The following is a 20,169-nucleotide window of genomic DNA, read 5'->3' on the forward strand; positions in this document are numbered from 1 at the left end:
ATGGAACTTTTTAAATATATGGAGAAATACGATTATGAACAATTAGTATTCTGCCAAGATGAACAATCAGGCTTAAAAGCGATTATCGCAATTCATGATACAACGCTTGGTCCGGCGCTTGGCGGAACGAGAATGTGGACATATGAAAATGAAGAAGCGGCAATTGAAGACGCGCTCAGACTGGCAAGAGGCATGACCTATAAAAACGCGGCTGCAGGCCTAAACCTTGGCGGCGGAAAAACAGTAATAATCGGCGATCCACGCAAAGACAAAAATGAAGAAATGTTCCGCGCGTTTGGCCGCTATATTCAAGGACTGAACGGCAGATACATTACAGCTGAAGATGTGGGTACAACGGTTGAGGATATGGACATTATTCATGATGAAACAGACTATGTCACAGGGATTTCTCCTGCTTTCGGCTCTTCTGGAAATCCATCTCCAGTTACAGCGTACGGGGTGTACAGAGGAATGAAAGCAGCCGCTAAAGCTGCTTTCGGAACCGACTCTCTTGAAGGGAAAACCATCGCTGTACAGGGTGTAGGGAATGTGGCCTACAACCTATGCCGCCACCTGCATGAAGAAGGGGCAAACTTAATCGTTACGGATATCAACAAACAGTCAGTACAGCGCGCAGTTGAAGATTTTGGCGCCCGTGCGGTTGATCCGGAAGAGATTTATTCACAAGAGTGCGATATTTATGCACCGTGCGCCCTTGGAGCGACAATCAACGACGACACCATTAAACAGCTGAAGGCGAAAGTCATCGCGGGTGCGGCTAATAACCAATTAAAAGAAACGCGCCATGGCGATCAAATTCACGAAATGGGTATCGTTTACGCACCGGATTATGTCATTAACGCAGGCGGCGTGATCAACGTGGCAGATGAGCTTTACGGCTATAATGCAGAACGTGCATTGAAAAAAGTTGAAGGCATTTACGGCAATATTGAGCGTGTACTTGAGATTTCTCAGCGTGACGGCATTCCAACATATTTAGCAGCTGACCGCTTGGCAGAGGAACGGATTGAACGCATGCGCCGCTCAAGAAGCCAGTTTTTGCAAAACGGCCACAGTGTATTAAACAGACGTTAAGAAATTGATCTGGAGGTTATGAAAGTGCTACATGATGAAAAACGCATTCTCACAATTAATCCAGGCTCAACTTCAACGAAAATCGGTGTTTTTCATAACGAACGAAGCATCTTTGAAAAAACATTGAGACACAACATAGAAGAGCTGCAGCGATTTAACCATATTATTGATCAGTATGAATTTCGCAAAAACCATATTCTTGAAACGCTTCATGAACAGGGAATCAATATCTCAAAGTTTGATGCAGTCTGCGCCAGAGGCGGCCTTCTCCGGCCGATTGAAGGCGGAACTTACGAAGTGAACGATGACATGATTGAGGACTTGAAAAGCGGCTATGCCGGCCAGCATGCTTCTAATCTCGGCGGTATTATCGCGCGAGAAATCGCTGACGGCCTGAATATCCCTTCGTATATCGTCGATCCTGTTGTCGTAGACGAAATGTCAGTGCTCGCAAAAATCTCAGGTATGCCCGAAATTGAACGGAAAAGTATTTTCCATGCGTTAAACCAAAAAGCTGTCGCCCGTAAGGCGGCAGCCTCTCTGGGCAAACGATATGAGAACATGAAAATGATTGTTACCCATATGGGCGGCGGAATTACAATTGGCGTCCATGACCACGGGCGAGTGATAGACGTCAATAACGGCCTTCACGGAGAGGGGCCATTCAGTCCTGAACGTGCAGGAACAGTGCCTGCGGGAGATCTTGTGGATTTATGTTTTTCAGGACAGTATACAAAAGAAGAAATCATGAAAAAACTGGTAGGCACCGGCGGGCTTTTCGGCTATCTCGGTACGAATGACGCAGTGAAAGTGGAACAGATGATTCAGGGGGGCGATGAAAAAGCCCGTTTCATTTTTGATGCCATGGCGTATCAGGTAGCAAAGGAAATCGGGGCAGCCAGCAGTGTATTAAAAGGCGAAGTTGAAGCGATTGTGCTGACGGGAGGCCTTGCGTACGGCAAAAGCTTTGTTTCCAGTATCAGATCATACATAGATTGGATTTCAGACGTGTTAGTCTATCCGGGAGAAAATGAACTGCAGTCTCTGGCCCAAGGGGCGCTCAGGGTATTGCTGGGCGAAGAGCAATCCAAACAATATCGTATTGAATAGACAGACTAGGAGTGAGTCACCATGGCAACTGAGTATGACGTAGTCATTCTGGGCGGCGGTACCGGCGGTTATGTTGCGGCCATCAGAGCCGCTCAGCTCGGCTTAAAAACAGCCGTTGTGGAAAAGGAAAAGCTCGGGGGAACATGTCTGCATAAAGGCTGTATCCCGAGTAAAGCGCTGCTTAGAAGCGCGGAGGTATACCGGACAGCTCGTGAAGCCGATCAATTCGGAGTGGAAACGGCTGGCGTGTCCCTCAACTTTGAAAAAGTACAGCAGCGTAAGCAAGCTGTTGTGGATAAGCTTGCAGCCGGTGTGAATCATTTAATGAAAAAAGGAAAAATCGACGTGTACGACGGATATGGCCGTATCCTCGGACCGTCAATCTTCTCCCCGCTGCCGGGAACGATCTCTGTTGAACGGGGAAATGGCGAAGAAAATGACATGCTGATCCCGAAACAAGTCATCATTGCAACAGGGTCAAGACCGAGAATGCTTCCGGGCCTTGAAGCGGACGGCAAGCATGTATTGACTTCGGATGAGGCTCTCCAAATGGAGGAGCTGCCAAAATCGATCATCATCGTCGGCGGCGGCGTTATCGGTATCGAATGGGCGTCTATGCTTCATGATTTTGGCGTGAAGGTAACGGTTATTGAATACGCGGACCGCATATTGCCGACTGAGGATCAAGACATTTCAAAAGAAATGGAAAGTCTTCTTAAAAAGAAAGGCATTCAGTTCGTTACAGGGGCAAAAGTGCTGCCTGACACAATGACAAAAACGTCAGAGGACATCAGCATACAAGCGGAAAAAGACGGAAAAACCGTTACTTACTCTGCTGAAAAAATGCTAGTTTCCATCGGCAGACAGGCAAATATCGAAGGCATCGGTATAGAAAACACAGATATTATCACTGAAAAAGGCGTCATTTCAGTCAATGAAAGCTGCCAAACGAAGGAATCTCATATTTATGCAATCGGAGACGTAATCGGTGGACTTCAGTTAGCTCACGTTGCATCGCATGAAGGAATCATTGCCGTTGAGCATTTTGCAGGTCTTAATCCGCATTCGCTAGATCCAACGCTTGTACCGAAGTGCATCTACTCAAGCCCTGAAGCTGCCAGTGTCGGCTTAACAGAAGATGAAGCGAAAGAGAATGGGCACAATGTCAAGGTCGGCAAGTTCCCATTTATGGCAATTGGAAAAGCGCTTGTATACGGAGAAAGCGACGGATTCGTAAAAATCGTGGCTGATCGTGATACGGATGATATCCTCGGCGTGCATATGATCGGCCCTCATGTCACCGACATGATTTCAGAAGCGGGCCTTGCAAAAGTACTGGACGCGACGCCGTGGGAGGTCGGACAAACGATTCATCCGCATCCGACGCTTTCTGAAGCGATTGGAGAAGCAGCGCTTGCCGCAGACGGCAAAGCCATTCATTTTTAAAAGCACAAAGGAGGGGCTTGAATGAGTACAAACCGACATCAAGCACTAGGGCTGACTGATCAGGAAGCCGTTGATATGTATAGAACCATGCTGTTAGCAAGAAAAATTGATGAAAGAATGTGGCTGTTAAACCGCTCTGGCAAAATCCCGTTCGTGATCTCTTGTCAAGGACAGGAAGCAGCACAGGTAGGAGCGGCTTTCGCTCTTGACCGTGAAATGGATTATGTACTGCCGTACTACAGAGACATGGGTGTCGTGCTGGCATTTGGCATGACAGCAAAGGACTTAATGATGTCCGGGTTTGCCAAAGCTGCAGATCCAAACTCAGGTGGCCGTCAGATGCCGGGGCATTTCGGACAAAAGAAAAACCGCATCGTAACAGGATCGTCTCCAGTAACAACGCAAGTTCCGCACGCAGTCGGTATTGCGCTGGCGGGACGTATGGAGAAAAAGGATATCGCAGCCTTTGTTACTTTTGGTGAAGGCTCTTCAAACCAAGGCGATTTCCATGAAGGAGCAAACTTTGCCGCTGTCCATAAGCTCCCGGTGATTTTTATGTGTGAAAACAACAAATACGCAATCTCAGTGCCTTACGATAAGCAAGTCGCATGTGAGAACATTTCCGACCGTGCCGTCGGCTATGGAATGCCTGGCATAACCGTGAATGGAAATGATCCGCTGGAAGTTTATCAAGCGGTCAAAGAAGCACGTGAACGCGCGCGCAGAGGAGAAGGCCCGACATTAATTGAAACAATTTCTTACCGCCTTACACCGCATTCCAGTGATGATGATGACAGCAGCTACAGAGGCCGTGAAGAAGTAGAGGAAGCGAAAAAAAGTGATCCCCTGCTTACTTATCAAGCTTACTTAAAGGAAACAGGCCTGCTGTCCGATGAGACAGAACAAACTATGCTGGATGAAATTATGGCAATCGTAAATGAAGCGACGGATGAAGCGGAGAACGCCCCTTATGCAGCTCCTGAGTCAGCGCTTGATTATGTGTATGCGAAGTAGGGAGGAAGAACAAATGTCAGTAATGTCATATATTGATGCGATCAATTTGGCGATGAAAGAAGAAATGGAACGAGATCCTCGCGTCTTCGTCCTTGGGGAAGATGTAGGAAGAAAAGGCGGTGTGTTTAAAGCGACAGCCGGCCTCTACGAACAATTCGGGGAAGAGCGTGTTATGGATACGCCGCTTGCTGAATCTGCGATTGCTGGAGTCGGCATCGGAGCGGCTATGTACGGGATGAGACCAATTGCTGAAATGCAGTTTGCTGATTTTATTATGCCGGCAGTCAACCAAATTATTTCTGAAGCGGCTAAAATCCGTTACCGCAGCAACAATGATTGGAGCTGTCCGATTGTCGTCAGAGCGCCATACGGCGGAGGTGTACATGGGGCCCTTTATCATTCTCAGTCAGTCGAAGCGATTTTCGCCAATCAGCCCGGACTGAAGATTGTGATGCCTTCAACGCCATATGACGCGAAAGGCCTCTTAAAAGCCGCAGTTCGTGATGAAGATCCGGTGCTGTTTTTTGAGCACAAGCGTGCATACCGCCTGATAAAAGGAGAGGTTCCGGCAGATGATTATGTCCTGCCAATCGGCAAGGCTGATGTGAAACGGGAAGGCGAAGATATCACAGTGATCACATACGGCCTGTGTGTCCACTTCGCGTTACAAGCCGCAGAACGTCTCGAAAAAGATGGCATTTCAGTGCATGTGGTGGATTTAAGAACGGTTTATCCGCTTGATAAAGAAGCAATCATCGAAGCCGCATCCAAAACCGGTAAGGTCCTTTTGGTCACAGAGGATACAAAAGAAGGCAGCATCATGAGTGAGGTGGCTGCGATTATATCCGAGCATTGTCTGTTCGACTTAGACGCGCCGATCAAACGGCTTGCAGGTCCTGATATTCCGGCTATGCCTTATGCGCCGACAATGGAAAAATACTTTATGGTCAACCCTGATAAAGTGGAAGCGGCGATGAGAGAATTAGCGGAGTTTTAAAGACGTAAGGAGGATACAATCATGGCAATTGAACAAATGACGATGCCGCAGCTTGGAGAAAGCGTGACAGAGGGGACGATCAGCAAATGGCTTGTCACCCCCGGTGATAAAGTGAACAAATACGATCCGATCGCGGAAGTCATGACAGATAAGGTGAATGCAGAGGTTCCGTCTTCTTTTACAGGTACGATAACAGAGCTTGTGGGTGAAGAAGGCCAGACCCTGCAAGTCGGGGAAATCATTTGCAAAATTGAAACAGAAGGCGCCAACCCGGCTGAACAAAAACAAGAGCAGTCGGAGGCGTCAGCAGCAGCGGAGACACCTGCCGCAGAAAGCCGCGCCGAAGAAGCCAGTCAGCCCAATAAAAAGCGCTACTCGCCAGCTGTACTTCGTTTGGCCGGAGAGCACGGAATTGATCTTGATCAAGTGACAGGAACAGGTGCCGGCGGGCGCATTACGCGAAAAGATATTCAGCGCATCATTGAAACAGGCGGCGTGCAAGAACGACCTGAGGAGCCGAAAACAGCAGCTCCTGCACCTGCGTCTTCACCAAAACCAGAGCCGAAGAAGGAAGAGACTTCATATCCTGCGTCTACAGCCGGAGATATAGAAATCCCTGTCACAGGCGTAAGAAAAGCAATTGCTTCCAATATGAAACGAAGCAAAACAGAAATTCCGCATGCTTGGACGATGATGGAAGTCGACGTCACAAATATGGTGGCATATCGCAACAAAATAAAAGATTCCTTCAAGAAGACAGAAGGCTTTAATTTAACGTTCTTCGCCTTTTTCGTCAAAGCGGTCGCTCAGGCGTTAAAAGAATTCCCGCAAATGAATAGCATGTGGGCGGGCGATAAAATCATTCAGAAAAAGGATATCAATATTTCCATCGCAGTTGCGACAGAGGATTCTTTATTTGTTCCGGTGATTAAAAACGCTGATGAAAAAACAATTAAAGGCATTGCGAGAGAAATTACCGACCTTGCCAAAAAGGTAAGAGACGGAAAACTGTCAGCAGACGATATGCAGGGAGGAACGTTTACCGTCAACAATACAGGTTATTTCGGATCTGTTCAGTCGATGGGAATCATCAATTATCCTCAGGCTGCAATTCTTCAAGTGGAATCGATCGTCAAACGCCCGGTTGTCATGGATCACGGCATGATTGCTGTCAGAGACATGGTCAATCTGTGCCTGTCTTTAGATCACAGAGTGCTTGACGGCCTCGTGTGCGGACGATTCCTCGGACGTGTGAAACAAATTTTAGAATCGATTGACGAGAAAACATCTGTTTACTAATAAGCAAAAAGAGCATTTTTTGAAACATAACTTCAAAAAATGCTCTTTTTCAATACAGCATTATTCAGCGATTCGGATTTTCATTTCGACCCGATATTCTTCTTGTTTTTTGGGTGAGTAATGAACCGGTATAATTAACTCGTAAACGTCACTGGCAACTGTTAATTGGTGGTCTGCGATATACTTGATAAGCTTCTGTAAGTTGAGAAAATAATGCTCAGGTGAAAAATGATACGCGATACAAACATATCTGCCCTTAGGAATCGTTGTGATTTTCATATCCGGCGTAATGGCAGAAATTTGTTTATTCGTCAATACAGGCGTAAAGATATGACGGTAAGTCATTTCATCAATGCTGGTGTACGGCTGAAACGAGAAAGTGGCACCGTAGCTATTATTCGTAAATCCATCTGCTGATTCGATAAATTTTTTTAATTTGCTGTAGGAGGCGTTGAGCACGTTTTCAGGCCCGATTCCCTCTGCCTCTGTCTGAATGATGCGTGTTTCTTCTTCATCTAAAACAAACACCTCGCCGAGCGCAGGGTATTCCATCTGCCGCTTCATCCGCTTTTTCACCAGGGAAATGGTCTGCTCTAATGTTGATAAAAAATCTAATTTCTCCCTGATTTGCTTTTCCTGCTCTGTATAAAAAGCAAACAGTTCCTCCATCTCTAATTCCTGTGCCTTTTTCATCTCTTCTAAAGGTGTGCCAATATATTTCAATGATTTAATCAAATCAAGATGATAGAGCTGAGAATCTGTATAATAGCGGTAGTTGGTATCCGGGTCAACGTAGGCGGGTTTAAATAAATCAATTTTATCGTAATAACGGAGCGCTTTAATCGACACATTTGCCAGTTTTGAAACTTCTCCAATTGAGTAATACGATTCTTTCATGCCACCACTCCTTTTATGATCAGTATAATGAAAAAACGCATTCTTTGCAGTACACAAAGAATACGCTTTTTATTATGTGCTGGCTTTTAGATGTGCAGGCGCTTTCCAAGCAATGGTCAGCGCAATGCCTATGGCTAAAGCTACCGTTGCAAAGTAGAATGGGTAGTTTACATCGATATCGAACAGCATTCCGCCGATAATAGGCCCGAACACATTTCCAATACTTGTAAACATTGAATTCATACCGCCGGCGAACCCCTGTTCATTCCCAGCAATCTTTGACAGATAAGTCGTTACCGCAGGCCGCATGAGATCAAATCCGACAAATACGGTGACTGTAACTAGCAGAATCGCAACATAAGAATTCACGAATGTCATCAAGAATACCAGGCTCGTCGAGAGAATTAAGCTATACCGAATTAAACGGATTTCGCCAAACCACCTTGTAAAGCGGTCGAATAAGACGACTTGCGTAATGGCGCCAACAATCGCTCCTCCTGTAATCATAATAGCAATGTCGCTGGCTGTAAATCCGAATTTATGGTCAACGAATAACGCAAATAAAGATTCAAATGACGCTAAACCGAAAGACGAAATCAAGATAATCAGAAAAGCAATGAAATACATGGGTGCAAAAATCCGTTTGAACCCTGTCTTCTGACCTTTTATGTCCTGATTATCAGGATTTCGTTCCGGCTCGCGCAGCGTGAATATTGATAAAATGGCTGCCAGCAAGGCAAAGGCTGCCGCAAAGAAAAAAGGCAAACGGGAATAGATTTCCGCTAAAAATCCCCCGATGCCAGGACCGATAATAAAGCCCGTTGAAATAGCAGCTGACATATAACCTAGCGCTTTCGGCCGCGTTTTAATGGTCGTGATATCCGCGATAAAAGCCGTGACCCCAGGCATAATAAAGGCAGCGCTGACACCGCCAAGCATACGGGAGATAAATAAAACCTCAACTGTTTGTCCGATGCCGAATAAAAACTCCGAAACACTAAAGAAAAACAGGCCGATCACGATCATAATTTTACGTCCGAAGCGGTCAACCCATCTTCCGCCTATTGGTGAAATAATGAGCTGTGTAACAGCGAAGCATGCAACCATATAGCCGACCGCAGTGCCCGATAGATGCAGTTCATTCATAATGGTAGGTGTTACTGGGATCACAAGTCCGATCCCCAAAAACGCAATAAATAAATTGGTTAATAATATTGTTAAGGTGATATTTTGTTTCTCCATGTAACTTCCCCTTTTTCGAAAGTGTATCCCTTATACTCTAAGGCCTCCTCTTAGAGGAGAGTCAACGGATTTACAAAATCTTTACGGGACTAGCATATCAATGTGCCGCGGGAGGACTTGAATCACCGCGGGCGTATGAGTATAGATTTCTCCATCTGTATCAACCTTTTTGACAGTGTCCGTTTCAATTTCGACTCGAGAGGCCTGGATATAGGACAGCTCTCCGGTAAAACGATCAATTGTGCCCTGTTCCATGCTCATCAGCTCCCGCAATGCGGAGAGATTGGTGCTGCGGCAAATGAGGATATCGAGTAAGCCGTCATCTATACTGGCATCCGGCAGGGGAATTCGGTTCGTTCCAATGTATTGTCCATTCATGACAAGCAGCATAACGGCTTCTTCTTTAATTTCTTTTCCATCAATTTTTAATGTCATCGGAAACGATCCGGCAGATGAGACTGTTCGGAGTGCACTTGTATAATAGCTGATTTTTCCCAATAATGCTTTTGAGGTTTCGTTGATTTGATTCGACGTTTCTGTAATCAGACCGATCCCCCAGAAATTTAAAAAATAACGCTCGTTCATCTGACATACATCTACGCTTGTTTTTTTTCCTGATACAAGTGCTTCCGCCGCCTTTGCAAGATTTTGAGGGATGCCCAGCACTCTTGAAAAGTCATTGCACGTTCCGCCGGGCAAAATCCCGACCGCTGGCTTTCTTTCTAAAGCGCTGATGCCATTAATGCATTGATGGACTGTACCGTCGCCGCCGAGAATAAAGACGGTGTCGACAGAATCATCAATGGATTGGCAAAAATAATACGCATCGTCTTTTTTCTTTGTCTGTCTAACGATCACCTCATCTAAAGCTTGTGATAATACCGGTACCACAGCCCCTAACGCTTTTTCTATATGTTTGTTGCCGGCATTTCCGTTATGAATTAGTAACGCTTTCCGATGACTCATACAAAACTGCTCCTTTATTTAACATCTGGTTATATAATCCCCTTTTTCTGTAAGCTGTAAACGAAGACCAAAAAAGTGTACGCCAAGCAATGTTATTTGCCGATATGGACGTTTCCTTGCTATCATAAGAACAGATGATGAAAAAGGAGAGGTCTTCATTGAACATGGACTTTAATTTATTTATGAATGATATTGTCCGCCAAGCGAGACAAGAAATTACTGCTGCCGGATACACTGAGCTGAAAACCGCTGAAGAGGTGGATGAGGCACTTACGAAAAAAGGAACGACGTTAGTCATGGTAAACTCTGTTTGCGGATGCGCCGGAGGAATTGCAAGACCGGCTGCTTACCATTCCGTTCACTATGATAAAAGACCTGACCAGCTTGTTACCGTCTTTGCCGGACAGGATAAAGAAGCGACAGCGCGAGCGCGTGACTATTTTGAAGGATATCCCCCATCTTCTCCGTCTTTTGCGATTTTGAAAGACGGAAAAATCATGAAAATGGTAGAGCGCCATGAAATTGAAGGCCATGAGCCGATGGCAGTAGTGGCAAAGCTGCAAGAAGCCTTTGAAGAATATTGTGAAGAAGTATAAGACGAAAAACCCGGGTGCCTAAGCGGATCCGGGTTTTTTTATGCATAAAATCCCAAAGAGATATGAATAAATATTAAGAGATTATTCAATCTGATTATGCAATGAATCTATTTTTATCTAGTAATATCAAAAAGAGACCGTGGGAAAATAAGCTTGAAGATAATTTTTAAAAATAGTATTGCATAAAAATAAGAAACTGTTTAAAATACAAATTAACGAATAAATATTCAAATACACTAAAAGTAATGAATATGGGGGAAATGGATCATGAAAAAATGGCTCTTATTACTTGTAGCTGCGTGCATCACCTTTGCATTATCTGCTTGCGGCTCAAGCAGTTCAGGTTCAGAAAGCGGCAAGAAAAAAATAATTATGGGTACTTCGGCGGATTACAAACCGTTTGAATATAAAGAAGGCGATAATATTGTCGGCTTTGATGTAGATTTGGCAAAAGCGCTGGCGAAGAAGACTGGCTATGAAATTGAAGTGCAGGATATGGACTTCAACAGCTTAATTACAGCGCTGAAATCAAAACAGGTGGATCTGGTTCTGTCAGGAATGACACCGACGCCTGAGCGTAAAAAACAAGTTGATTTTTCCGATGTGTACTACACAGCGAACCATATGATTGTCAGCAAAAAAGACAGCGGCATTACATCTCTGAAAGACCTTAAAGGAAAAACAGTCGGCGTTCAGCTTGGCTCTATTCAGGAAGAGAAGGGGAAAGAGCTTTCTCCGGAATATGGTTTTCAAACAGAAGACCGCAACAGAATTTCTGATTTAGTGCAGGAAATCAAATCTGACCGCTTTGATGCCGCGATTATTGAAGACATGGTAGCAGAAGGGTATTTCAAATCAAATGACGACTTGCAAGGCTTCGTGATTCCTGATGCGAAAGCGGAGGAAGCCGGTTCAGCGATTGCTTTCAGAAAGGACAGTGAACTGACAGACAAATTCAATAAAGCGCTCAAGGAAATGGAAGATAACGGAGAGCTCGAGAAATTGAAGAAGAAATGGTTCACTGGCGAGAAGTAAAAAAGCGGCTCAACTTTTTCGTTGAGCCTTTTTATTGAATAGGAAATCTTTTTTCCGTAAGAAAAGGAGACAAAGACTATGAATTTGGATTTTTCAGCAACGATCCCCCAAATTCCTTTTATATTAGAAGGCTTGGCAATTACTTTAAAAATTGTTATCGTATCAGCCATTATCGGACTGATACTCGGTATTGTGCTAAGCTTATGCAAGATCAGCACGTTCCGCCCGCTGATCTGGATCGCTGATTTTTATACATCAGTGTTCCGCGGTACGCCTTTAGTGCTGCAGCTTATGATTGTCTATTTCGGGCTTCCGCAGCTGCTCGGCTTTCAAATTGACCAGTTTTGGGCGGCGGTTGTCGCATTATCATTGAATTCCGCCGCTTATGTTTCGGAAATTATCAGAGCCGGAATCAACGCCATTGATAAAGGGCAAAAAGAGGCGGCTGTCGCACTCGGTGTCCCGTACGGAAAAATGATGAAGGATCTGCTATTGCCGCAGGCCTTCAAAAATATATCACCTGCAATTGTAAATGAATTAATTACGTTAACAAAAGAATCGGCGATCGTCACCGTCATCGGGCTTGGTGATGTCATGAGACGCGCTTATCAATCTGGCGCCGCTACTTATAATTACCTTGAGCCGCTCATTATCGCCGGATTGATTTATTATGTGCTTGTCCTGATTTTAACGTTTATCGGCAAGGCTGTGGAAAGGAAGCTGAAATCCAATGATTAAGATTGAAAAGCTGTCAAAATCATTTGGGAAACACGAAGTATTAAAAAACATTTCAACAACAATCGCCGAAGGTGAAGTTGTTGCCGTAATCGGCCCTTCAGGCTCAGGCAAATCAACGTTCCTTCGCTGTTTAAACCTGTTGGAGAAGCCTAACGGCGGAACCATTACAATCAAAGACAAGGAGATCACGAAGGCGAAAACCAACACATTAAAGGTCCGGGAAAACATCGGGATGGTTTTTCAGCATTTTCATCTCTTTCCGCACAAAACGGTTCTTGAAAATATCATGTACGCGCCTGTCAATGTCAAAAAAGAATCAAAACAGGCTGCACAGGAAAAAGCCGAAGAACTGCTCCGCAAAGTCGGTTTGTTTGAAAAGAGAAATGACTATCCAAACCGCTTGTCTGGCGGACAAAAACAGCGTGTCGCCATCGCCCGGGCCCTTGCAATGAATCCGGAAATCATGCTGTTTGACGAACCGACCTCTGCTCTTGATCCGGAGATGGTCAAAGAAGTGCTCCAGGTGATGAAAGAACTGGTCGAAACCGGTATGACCATGGTGATTGTCACGCATGAAATGGGTTTCGCAAAAGAAGTGGCTGACCGCGTGTTATTTATGGATCAAGGAATGATTGTCGAGGACGGCAATCCGAAAGAATTTTTTCTTTCGCCAAAATCCAAAAGAGCGCAGGACTTTTTAGAGAAAATATTATAGAATATAGAAAAAAGAAGAAGGCTGATCGCTTCTTCTTTTTTATTGAAGAAACAAATAGAAATGGAGTCCGACATGTTTAAAATTGGTTACCGCACAATAAAGACCGCGCTTGGAACAGCTTTGGCTATTTATATAAGCCAGCTATTGCATTTGCAAAACTTCGCCTCAGCAGGAATTATCACCATTTTGTGCATTCAAATCACACAAAAACGGTCGCTTCAGGCATCGTGGGCCCGCTTTGCGGCATGCTGTCTGGCAATTCTTTTTTCGTATCTCTTTTTCGAGTTAATTGGCTATCACCCGTTTGTTATCGGAGCGCTTCTCTTGATATTCATTCCGATAACCGTCCTCTTAAAAATTAACGAGGGAATTGTCACCAGTTCAGTTATCATCCTTCATCTGTACATGTCCGGTGGCATTACGCTTGCTTTCATTTGGAATGAAGTTCAGTTGATTACAGTTGGTATCGGTGTCGCCCTTTTGATGAACTTGTATATGCCGAGCCTTGACCGGAAGCTGATTGCTTATCGCAAAAAGATAGAGGATAACTTTGCTGTCATTTTCGCGGAAATAGAGCGGTATTTGTTAACTGGTGAGCAAGATTGGACTGGAAAAGAAATTCCGGAAACACACCAGCTCATTACGGAGGCGAAAAACCTGGCATACCGTGATGTGCAAAACCACATTCTGCGCTACGAAAATCTGCATTATCATTATTTTAAAATGAGAGAAAAGCAATTTGAAATTATCGAACGCCTTCTCCCTAAAGTGACTTCTATCTCTATTACGGTGGATCAGGGAAAAATGATCGCTGAATTTATTCACGATTTGCGGGAAGCGATACACCCGGGAAATACAGCATACAAATTTCTGAAAAGACTTGCTGATATGAGAAAAGAATTTGAGGAGATGCCGCTCCCGGCGACAAGAGAGGAATTTGAAGCAAGAGCCGCTCTCTTTCATCTTCTCGGGGAAATGGAACAATATTTAGTAATCAAAAGTTATTTTAAAGGAATAAAAGCGCAAAAATCACTCGCATGATTCGCATGAGCTCTTCCTTCATTGGTCAACCTAATGAAAAAGGAGGAGCTTATGCGTTTTTTCTTATGTTCGATTTTTATGATGATTTCTCCGATTTGGCCGCTTGGCGAAAATCCGTTGCCGGGCGATCCGTATGTCATTGTCAACAAGAGAACAAACGAACTAGCTGTCATCCTCGACAATAAAGTAGAAGGCGTGTACAGCGTGGCGACCGGAAAAACAGACGATCTGACGCCTGAAGGGGAATTTTCGGTAACGGTAAAAGCGGTGAATCCTTACTACAGAAAGAAAAGTATTGAAGGGGGATCTCCTGACAATCCGCTTGGGGCAAGGTGGATCGGATTTGACGCGAAAGGAACAGACGGGCGGATTTACGGAATTCACGGGACAAACCGGGAAGACTCAATAGGAAAATTTGTGTCTAACGGCTGTATACGTATGCATAACAATGAGGTCGTTCATCTGTTTCAAACGATTCCGGTAGGAACGAGAGTGCTGATTACGGACGACACCCGCTCTTTTGAGGAGATTGCCATTGAGCATAAAGCTCTGATAAAAAAGCAGGATGTTCCCATTCAATAAGGCCGCCTGCTTTTTTATCGTTATAAAAACATGACGATTCCTGAGAGTACAGTTGAAAGAATAAAAACTCCCAAAATCACAATCAAAACACTTTTCATCAGTTTTTGAGACATGATTTCACTCCTTAGACAATCTGTCTATATTTTAGCGTGTTTTGAATGGGCGGACAAGCGATATCTATTGGCGGAAAGCAGGGATAAAAATGAACAGGCTTGACCATATCGGGATAGCCGTTTTTTCGATAGAAGAAGCGAGAAGCTTTTATGAGGATATATTGGGGCTTGCGTTTCTTCATCAAGAAACGGTTGAAGAACAAAAGGCGAATGTTGCTTTTTTTCAAGCTGGAAGTGTCAAGCTGGAGCTGATAGAGCCGTTGACAGCTGACAGCCCCGTCCGTTTATTTTTGGAGAAGAAAGGGCAGGGGCTTCATCATATTGCGTTTTTGTGCAACAGCCTATCTGAAAAGCTTCAAGCATTGTCTGACCGGAAAGTTCAATTGATTGACAGGTATCCGAGACAGGGAGCAAACGGGAAAAAGATTGCATTTCTTTCGCCGCGGGAAACAAACGGCGTTCTTGTAGAACTTTGCGAACCGAAAGGAGACCAAACCAATGAACATGAATGAGCATATCGATCATTTATACACGAGACGCGGGCAGGCAGAACAAGGCGGAGGACATGAAAAGCTGGCCCAGCAGCGGCAAAAGGGAAAGCTCACCGCTCGGGAAAGGATCACGTTTCTTCTTGATCAGGACAGCTTTATCGAGCTGCATCCTTTCATGGAAAGTCAAGTGTTAACAAAAGAACAGCGCATTTTAGGGGATGGGGTCGTGACAGGGTACGGGACAATTGACGGCCGCTCTGTATATGTATTTGCACAAGACTTCACAGTATTCGGCGGGGCGCTTGGCGAAACCCATGCCAAAAAAATCTGCGCTCTGATGGACCTGGCAGCAAAAAATAAGGCGCCGATTATCGGGCTGAATGACTCAGGTGGTGCGAGAATTCAAGAGGGTGTGGTATCATTAGATGGATACGGTCACATATTTTACCGAAACGTCTTATATTCCGGAGTCATTCCGCAAATATCGGTTATTTTAGGGCCGTGTGCTGGAGGCGCTGTATATTCTCCGGCACTCACAGATTTTATATTTATGGCTGAACAGACCGGCCGGATGTTTATTACCGGGCCAAAGGTGATTGAAAAAGTGACAGGAGAACAGGTTGATGCGGAGAGCTTAGGCGGAGCCGGAATACATAATGCCGTCAGCGGAAACGCCCACTTTTCCGGACATACGGAGAAGGAGGTTCTGACAGGAGTGAAAAAACTGCTGTCTTATTTGCCGCTGAATGGCCAGAAAGCAGCGACGAAGCCAGAGAAAGAGGCCTCCAGACCGTTATTAAACCGACTCGTGCCCGCTGACACGACAAAGCCGTATGATGTTCGGACGGTGATTAAGGAGCTGGCTGATCCGCAGTCTTTTTTTGAGATTCAGCCGTTTTTTGCGAAAAACATTGTCATCGGGTTTGCAAGGATGGGTGAAAAAACGATCGGCATCGTTGCGAGCCAGCCAAAGCACCTGGCGGGCAGCCTGACGATTGACGCTGCTGATAAAGCAGCAAGGTTCATCCGTTTTTGTGATGCATTTGATATCCCGCTGCTAACTGTCGAGGATGTTCCAGGGTTTCTGCCCGGTGTTCAGCAGGAGCATAACGGAATTATCAGGCACGGAGCAAAGTTATTGTTTGCCTATGCAGAAGCGACCGTCCCAAAAGTAACGCTTATTATCAGAAAAGCGTACGGCGGTGCATATGTCGCTATGAACAGCAAAGCGATCGGAGCGGATCTTGTGTTTGCATGGCCGAATGCTGAAATCGCAGTGATGGGGCCAGAAGGTGCGGTTTCGATTTTGTATGAAAAGGAAATAAAAGCTTCAGCCGACCCGCAAAAGACAAAACGCGAAAAAACAGCTGAATACAAAAAGCAAAACGCTGGCCCATACAAAGCGGCGGCCTGCGGAATGGTCGATGACATCATTTTGCCGGAAGAATCAAGGAAAAGACTGATTCAAGCGTTTCACATGCTTGCACATAAGACAGAAGAGAGACCGAAAAAAAAGCACGGTAACATACCGCTTTAACATGGAGGGACTTACAAATGGTGAATGAAAAACGCCTGCTGGAAGAATTTTTAGAACTTGTCCAAATTGACTCAGAAACAAAACACGAAGCAGAAATCTGCAAAGTGCTGAAACAAAAATTTTCTGATTTAGGTGTGGACGTCAAAGAAGACGATACAATGGACATCACTGGCCACGGAGCCGGAAATCTGATCTGCACATTAAAAGGAACAAAACAAACAGATACAATTTATTTTACATCTCATATGGACACAGTTGTACCTGGAAACGGCGTAAAACCGGTTGTAGAGAACGGTTATGTCAAAACAGACGGCACTACGATTTTAGGCGCTGATGATAAAGCGGGGCTGGCTGCCATGTTTGAAGCAATTAAAGTGCTGAAAGAAGAAAACATTGAGCACGGAACGATTGAATTCATCATCACAGTTGGTGAGGAATCTGGTCTGATCGGAGCGAAGGCACTTGACCGTTCTATGATCACAGCATCCTACGGCTATGCCCTTGACTCAGATGGGAAAGTCGGAAATATCATTGTGGCTGCGCCGACACAAGCGAAGGTAAGAGCGGCAATTTACGGGAAAACCGCACACGCCGGGGTTGAACCTGAGAAAGGCATTTCAGCCATAACAATCGCTAGCAAAGCTATTTCAAAAATGCCATTGGGCCGCATCGATGAAGAAACAACAGCAAACATCGGCCGGTTTGAAGGCGGCACACAAACAAACATTGTATGCGACGAAGTCCATATTCTTGCTGAAGCACGCTCTTTAGTTCCTGAGAAGATGGAAGCTCAGGTTCAAAAAATGAAAGCTGCTTTTGAAGCGGCCGCTGCTGATATGGGCGGCCGCGCAGAAGTCGAAATTGAAGTCATGTATCCAGGCTTCAAATATCAAGACGGCGACCAAGTTGTTGAAATCGCGAAAAAAGCGGCAGCTAAAATCGGACGTCCAAGCGAGCTGCAAACGAGCGGCGGCGGAAGCGACGCGAACGTAATCGCTGGTCATGGCATCCCGACGGTCAATCTTGCTGTCGGTTATGAGCAAATCCATACAAAAAATGAAAAAATGCCGATCGAAGAGCTCGTTAAAACGGCAGAAATGGTTGTTGCCATTATTGAAGAGGCGGCAAAATAAAAATGAAAACCCGAGTGCGCTTGCCCGCATCGGGTTTTTTTCTTGCATTCAGCGCCATTGCCTAAGCTGCCAAAATAACACGTCTTGTTTCTTAGCGTAATGAAGCAAAGGGTCTGAATCTGGCAATGATATGTCGTGGGCTTCAGCTACCGTATTAACCGAAAACTCGGCCTCGGCATTTTGTAGCAGCCAAGGATGATGATGGATGTCTTCGTAATAGAGTTTGTTTTGATTGGTAGTATAGAGTCTATACCGTTCTGTCAGCCAGTAATCGAGCGAATCCTTTTCTGCTGTAAAAGGAGCTGAAATGGGCCGGTATGCGGCGTGGAATGCTGCTTCTTTGTCATTTTTCCGCTTGCTGACATAGTCAATGCGATCACCGTTTTTTTCGGCTTTCATATCCGCGTAAAAATAAGGCAGATGAAAGAACGTGCGAGCGCCCAGGACCGCCAGCCGATGATCAGCATCTAAACTGAAAAAATAAATGCCGGGCTTGCCTTTATACGTGACATAGGTGCGGAGGTTAAGCTCAGGAAATGCACGTGCACCGGGAATGGCAGGGAGAAAACGCGCCCTCAGGTTTGTGAGCATAAAGGGAAGCATGCTGATCCAAGCTTGTCCGTTATATGTATCTAACTCTAAAACCGGCGGAACCATAGCCCGAAGGATAGAAACATCAACAGGCCAGTGTGCAAATAAGACATCATTCCATGTTTGTCTCATGATCCACATTCCCTCAGGAACAGAAATATTTTTTTGCTGAAAGCGTTCCGTCACGTATATCTTCCTTTCATTTGGATGTGAGTAAAGGTATTCCCGATTTCTTGCTTTTTAAACGATACGGCTGTTTTTTAGGGTGGCCACTTTCGCCTTAGCCATTGACAGAAAAGGGTGCGACGAAACAAAAAAACAACCCCGGCTTTTCGCTCGGGGTTGTTTCATTATTTCACCGGCTCAGTAAGAGCGGCGGTTTTTTTAGTTTTATGATGTGTCATCTGAAGGACGATGTTTTGTACTGTCAGGAACAGCCCGCTTGTGAACCAGTACAGCGGAAGAGCTGCCGGAACATTAAGTGAGAAAATCGTCATCATCACTGGGAAGATGAACACCATCAATTTTGCGGATTGCTGCGCCGCCGGATTTTGCGGGACAGCGGAATATTTCGCGCTCAGTTTTTGAGCGACATAGGCTTGGATAAAGTACATAGCTCCCGCACTAAGAGACACGAGAATGTCAGATTGTCCTAAACTGAACCATAAAAACGAATGTGACGCAATTTCAGGTGTAGAGCGAATCGCGTAATAAAACCCAATCACAATAGGAAACTGAATCAGCATTGGGAGGCATCCCATGGCAAGCGGATTGATATTGTGTTCTTGATACAGCTTCATCATTTCCATTTGCAGTTCTTTTTGCTTTTCCGGGTCCTTCGTTTTTTTCAATTTGGCCTGAATGCTGTCAACCTGAGGTTTAATAACTGCCATTTTCTCTTGGAATATGCGCTGTTTTTTAAACTGATTGACAAACAAAGGCAGTACAACGACACGCACAATAATGGTGACGAGAATAATAGACAGTCCGTATTCTCCGTGAAACAGCCCGGCAACACCCTTAAGCAGAGCGGAAAACGGTTCGATTAAATAATCGTGGAAAAAACCGACGTTGCTGAGGCCTCCCACCTGATGAGTCGCCGCAAACGCAGCATTGCCCGAGCATAATACGATCAAAAAGATACCCATAGCCAAAAGTTTTTGATATGTTTTTAACAATTTTGTTCTCCTCCTTTTTATAAATGCGGTTTATAAAAGAAGGGAACTGGCGTCTTCATCATCGTTCACAGGCGAATTCATGCGGAAGACTTTACGTATCCAAGTTGTAATGCGATGATATATAATAATAAGAAAGTCTGTTCGGTTAATTTGAAAGACCGTCTGATGTTCATCTGTTCGTTTTGATTTCCAGTGCTCGCCGGCACGGCACTCTCGTAAGAGGAATGCAATCCCGATTGCCGTCAGAGCCGGAAGAATAATTGTGAAAAAATCGACTAAGAATAAAACGTCATTTATCGATTCCACAAACATTGTAATCACATCCATTCAATACCTTCATTTTACTATATGTA

The 20,169-nt window shown here is 44.9% G+C and carries 22 protein-coding genes; 15 read left to right on the forward strand and 7 right to left on the reverse strand.

All coding sequences use genetic code 11. The features are described 5' to 3' along the window. From bcd to Q5C82_RS10760, 6 genes are read left to right on the forward strand one after another with little or no spacing between them, the layout of a single operon-like run. Positions 1 to 1,095: a branched-chain amino acid dehydrogenase gene (gene bcd, locus Q5C82_RS10735; protein ID WP_003226460.1), complete on the forward strand. Its 1,095-nt coding sequence runs from the start codon at positions 1 to 3 to the stop codon at positions 1,093 to 1,095. 18 nt (positions 1,096 to 1,113) lie between these two features. Further along, on the forward strand, positions 1,114 to 2,205 hold the full coding sequence (buk, locus tag Q5C82_RS10740; RefSeq protein ID WP_013308018.1) for a butyrate kinase: 1,092 nt from the start codon (positions 1,114 to 1,116) through the stop codon (positions 2,203 to 2,205). Between the two features lie 21 nt (positions 2,206 to 2,226). After that, the gene (gene lpdA / locus Q5C82_RS10745; protein WP_003226465.1) at positions 2,227 to 3,651 is read left to right on the forward strand and encodes a dihydrolipoyl dehydrogenase; all 1,425 of its coding nucleotides are present in this window, start codon (positions 2,227 to 2,229) and stop codon (positions 3,649 to 3,651) included. A 21-nt stretch (positions 3,652 to 3,672) separates the two neighbouring features. Continuing rightward, the gene (gene bfmBAA, locus Q5C82_RS10750) at positions 3,673 to 4,665 is read left to right on the forward strand and encodes a 3-methyl-2-oxobutanoate dehydrogenase subunit alpha (protein ID WP_003226467.1); all 993 of its coding nucleotides are present in this window, start codon (positions 3,673 to 3,675) and stop codon (positions 4,663 to 4,665) included. A gap of 13 nt (positions 4,666 to 4,678) precedes the next feature. After that, positions 4,679 to 5,662: a 3-methyl-2-oxobutanoate dehydrogenase subunit beta gene (gene bfmBAB, locus Q5C82_RS10755; protein WP_003226469.1), complete on the forward strand. Its 984-nt coding sequence runs from the start codon at positions 4,679 to 4,681 to the stop codon at positions 5,660 to 5,662. 21 nt (positions 5,663 to 5,683) lie between these two features. Further along, the gene (locus Q5C82_RS10760) at positions 5,684 to 6,961 is read left to right on the forward strand and encodes a dihydrolipoamide acetyltransferase family protein (RefSeq protein WP_003226471.1); all 1,278 of its coding nucleotides are present in this window, start codon (positions 5,684 to 5,686) and stop codon (positions 6,959 to 6,961) included. 60 nt (positions 6,962 to 7,021) lie between these two features. Here Q5C82_RS10760 and bmrR read toward each other — a convergent pair whose 3' ends face one another. From bmrR to Q5C82_RS10775, 3 genes are all read right to left on the reverse strand, one after another. Next, entirely contained in the window at positions 7,022 to 7,858 is an 837-nt protein-coding gene (gene bmrR / locus Q5C82_RS10765) for a multidrug efflux transcriptional regulator BmrR (RefSeq protein ID WP_003226472.1), read from the reverse strand. A 72-nt stretch (positions 7,859 to 7,930) separates the two neighbouring features. Continuing rightward, complete coding sequence (bmr, locus tag Q5C82_RS10770) at positions 7,931 to 9,100, reverse strand: multidrug efflux MFS transporter Bmr (RefSeq protein WP_003226474.1); 1,170 nt, start codon at positions 9,098 to 9,100, stop codon at positions 7,931 to 7,933. Positions 9,101 to 9,181: 81 nt separating this feature from the next. After that, complete coding sequence (locus tag Q5C82_RS10775) at positions 9,182 to 10,066, reverse strand: YegS/Rv2252/BmrU family lipid kinase (protein ID WP_003226475.1); 885 nt, start codon at positions 10,064 to 10,066, stop codon at positions 9,182 to 9,184. 158 nt (positions 10,067 to 10,224) lie between these two features. Here Q5C82_RS10775 and brxB point away from each other — a divergent pair, with 158 nt between their 5' ends. From brxB to Q5C82_RS10805, 6 genes are all read left to right on the forward strand, one after another. Next, positions 10,225 to 10,662, forward strand: coding sequence for a bacilliredoxin BrxB (gene brxB / locus Q5C82_RS10780; protein WP_003226477.1), 438 nt, complete (start codon positions 10,225 to 10,227; stop codon positions 10,660 to 10,662). 267 nt (positions 10,663 to 10,929) lie between these two features. Then, a complete protein-coding gene (artP, locus tag Q5C82_RS10785) occupies positions 10,930 to 11,697 on the forward strand; it encodes an arginine ABC transporter substrate-binding protein ArtP (protein WP_003226480.1) in 768 nt (255 codons plus the stop codon). Between the two features lie 78 nt (positions 11,698 to 11,775). Continuing rightward, positions 11,776 to 12,435, forward strand: coding sequence for an arginine ABC transporter permease ArtQ (gene artQ, locus Q5C82_RS10790; RefSeq protein WP_003226481.1), 660 nt, complete (start codon positions 11,776 to 11,778; stop codon positions 12,433 to 12,435). Next, complete coding sequence (gene artR, locus Q5C82_RS10795; protein ID WP_003226483.1) at positions 12,428 to 13,150, forward strand: arginine ABC transporter ATP-binding protein ArtR; 723 nt, start codon at positions 12,428 to 12,430, stop codon at positions 13,148 to 13,150. Before artQ ends, artR begins: the two co-directional genes overlap by 8 nt. Before the next feature lie 72 nt (positions 13,151 to 13,222). Continuing rightward, positions 13,223 to 14,191 (forward strand): aromatic acid exporter family protein, encoded by a 969-nt coding sequence (locus Q5C82_RS10800; RefSeq protein WP_003226485.1) that lies wholly within the window; start codon positions 13,223 to 13,225, stop codon positions 14,189 to 14,191. A 51-nt stretch (positions 14,192 to 14,242) separates the two neighbouring features. Next, positions 14,243 to 14,773 (forward strand): L,D-transpeptidase, encoded by a 531-nt coding sequence (locus Q5C82_RS10805; protein ID WP_003226487.1) that lies wholly within the window; start codon positions 14,243 to 14,245, stop codon positions 14,771 to 14,773. 20 nt (positions 14,774 to 14,793) lie between these two features. On the opposite strand, the gene prli42 is transcribed toward Q5C82_RS10805, so the two are convergent. Then, positions 14,794 to 14,886, reverse strand: coding sequence for a stressosome-associated protein Prli42 (gene prli42, locus Q5C82_RS10810; RefSeq protein ID WP_003226489.1), 93 nt, complete (start codon positions 14,884 to 14,886; stop codon positions 14,794 to 14,796). An 89-nt stretch (positions 14,887 to 14,975) separates the two neighbouring features. Between prli42 and mce the strand changes: the two genes are divergently transcribed. Genes mce through Q5C82_RS10825 form a run of 3 tightly spaced genes read left to right on the forward strand, consistent with a single transcriptional unit; the run spans position 14,976 to position 18,047 of the window. Then, a complete protein-coding gene (gene mce, locus Q5C82_RS10815; RefSeq protein ID WP_003226491.1) occupies positions 14,976 to 15,398 on the forward strand; it encodes a methylmalonyl-CoA epimerase in 423 nt (140 codons plus the stop codon). Further along, on the forward strand, positions 15,391 to 16,914 hold the full coding sequence (locus Q5C82_RS10820) for an acyl-CoA carboxylase subunit beta (RefSeq protein WP_079996622.1): 1,524 nt from the start codon (positions 15,391 to 15,393) through the stop codon (positions 16,912 to 16,914). Before mce ends, Q5C82_RS10820 begins: the two co-directional genes overlap by 8 nt. Positions 16,915 to 16,931: 17 nt before the next feature. After that, complete coding sequence (locus Q5C82_RS10825) at positions 16,932 to 18,047, forward strand: tripeptidase T (RefSeq protein ID WP_003226495.1); 1,116 nt, start codon at positions 16,932 to 16,934, stop codon at positions 18,045 to 18,047. Between the two features lie 48 nt (positions 18,048 to 18,095). On the opposite strand, the gene Q5C82_RS10830 is transcribed toward Q5C82_RS10825, so the two are convergent. From Q5C82_RS10830 to mifM, 3 genes are all read right to left on the reverse strand, one after another. Further along, positions 18,096 to 18,824 (reverse strand): YqjF family protein, encoded by a 729-nt coding sequence (locus tag Q5C82_RS10830; RefSeq protein ID WP_003226497.1) that lies wholly within the window; start codon positions 18,822 to 18,824, stop codon positions 18,096 to 18,098. Positions 18,825 to 18,988: 164 nt separating this feature from the next. Next, the gene (locus Q5C82_RS10835) at positions 18,989 to 19,816 is read right to left on the reverse strand and encodes a membrane protein insertase YidC (RefSeq protein ID WP_003226499.1); all 828 of its coding nucleotides are present in this window, start codon (positions 19,814 to 19,816) and stop codon (positions 18,989 to 18,991) included. A 30-nt stretch (positions 19,817 to 19,846) separates the two neighbouring features. Further along, complete coding sequence (gene mifM / locus Q5C82_RS10840; protein ID WP_079996619.1) at positions 19,847 to 20,134, reverse strand: membrane protein insertion/folding monitor MifM; 288 nt, start codon at positions 20,132 to 20,134, stop codon at positions 19,847 to 19,849. Between the last annotated feature and the right edge of the window lie 35 nt (positions 20,135 to 20,169).

This window comes from uncultured Bacillus sp. (assembly GCF_958411575.1).
Taxonomy (GTDB): Bacteria; Bacillota; Bacilli; order Bacillales; family Bacillaceae; genus Bacillus; species Bacillus spizizenii.

Coding starts and splice junctions, on each gene's coding strand:
- bcd (WP_003226460.1), top strand. CDS start 1: ATGGAACTTTTTAAATATATGGAGAAATACGATTATGAACAATTAGTA.
- buk (WP_013308018.1), top strand. CDS start 1,114: ATGAAAGTGCTACATGATGAAAAACGCATTCTCACAATTAATCCAGGC.
- lpdA (WP_003226465.1), top strand. CDS start 2,227: ATGGCAACTGAGTATGACGTAGTCATTCTGGGCGGCGGTACCGGCGGT.
- bfmBAA (WP_003226467.1), top strand. CDS start 3,673: ATGAGTACAAACCGACATCAAGCACTAGGGCTGACTGATCAGGAAGCC.
- bfmBAB (WP_003226469.1), top strand. CDS start 4,679: ATGTCAGTAATGTCATATATTGATGCGATCAATTTGGCGATGAAAGAA.
- Q5C82_RS10760 (WP_003226471.1), top strand. CDS start 5,684: ATGGCAATTGAACAAATGACGATGCCGCAGCTTGGAGAAAGCGTGACA.
- bmrR (WP_003226472.1), bottom strand. CDS start 7,858: ATGAAAGAATCGTATTACTCAATTGGAGAAGTTTCAAAACTGGCAAAT.
- bmr (WP_003226474.1), bottom strand. CDS start 9,100: ATGGAGAAACAAAATATCACCTTAACAATATTATTAACCAATTTATTT.
- Q5C82_RS10775 (WP_003226475.1), bottom strand. CDS start 10,066: ATGAGTCATCGGAAAGCGTTACTAATTCATAACGGAAATGCCGGCAAC.
- artP (WP_003226480.1), top strand. CDS start 10,930: ATGAAAAAATGGCTCTTATTACTTGTAGCTGCGTGCATCACCTTTGCA.
- artQ (WP_003226481.1), top strand. CDS start 11,776: ATGAATTTGGATTTTTCAGCAACGATCCCCCAAATTCCTTTTATATTA.
- artR (WP_003226483.1), top strand. CDS start 12,428: ATGATTAAGATTGAAAAGCTGTCAAAATCATTTGGGAAACACGAAGTA.
- Q5C82_RS10800 (WP_003226485.1), top strand. CDS start 13,223: ATGTTTAAAATTGGTTACCGCACAATAAAGACCGCGCTTGGAACAGCT.
- Q5C82_RS10805 (WP_003226487.1), top strand. CDS start 14,243: ATGCGTTTTTTCTTATGTTCGATTTTTATGATGATTTCTCCGATTTGG.
- prli42 (WP_003226489.1), bottom strand. CDS start 14,886: ATGTCTCAAAAACTGATGAAAAGTGTTTTGATTGTGATTTTGGGAGTT.
- mce (WP_003226491.1), top strand. CDS start 14,976: ATGAACAGGCTTGACCATATCGGGATAGCCGTTTTTTCGATAGAAGAA.
- Q5C82_RS10820 (WP_079996622.1), top strand. CDS start 15,391: ATGAATGAGCATATCGATCATTTATACACGAGACGCGGGCAGGCAGAA.
- Q5C82_RS10825 (WP_003226495.1), top strand. CDS start 16,932: ATGGTGAATGAAAAACGCCTGCTGGAAGAATTTTTAGAACTTGTCCAA.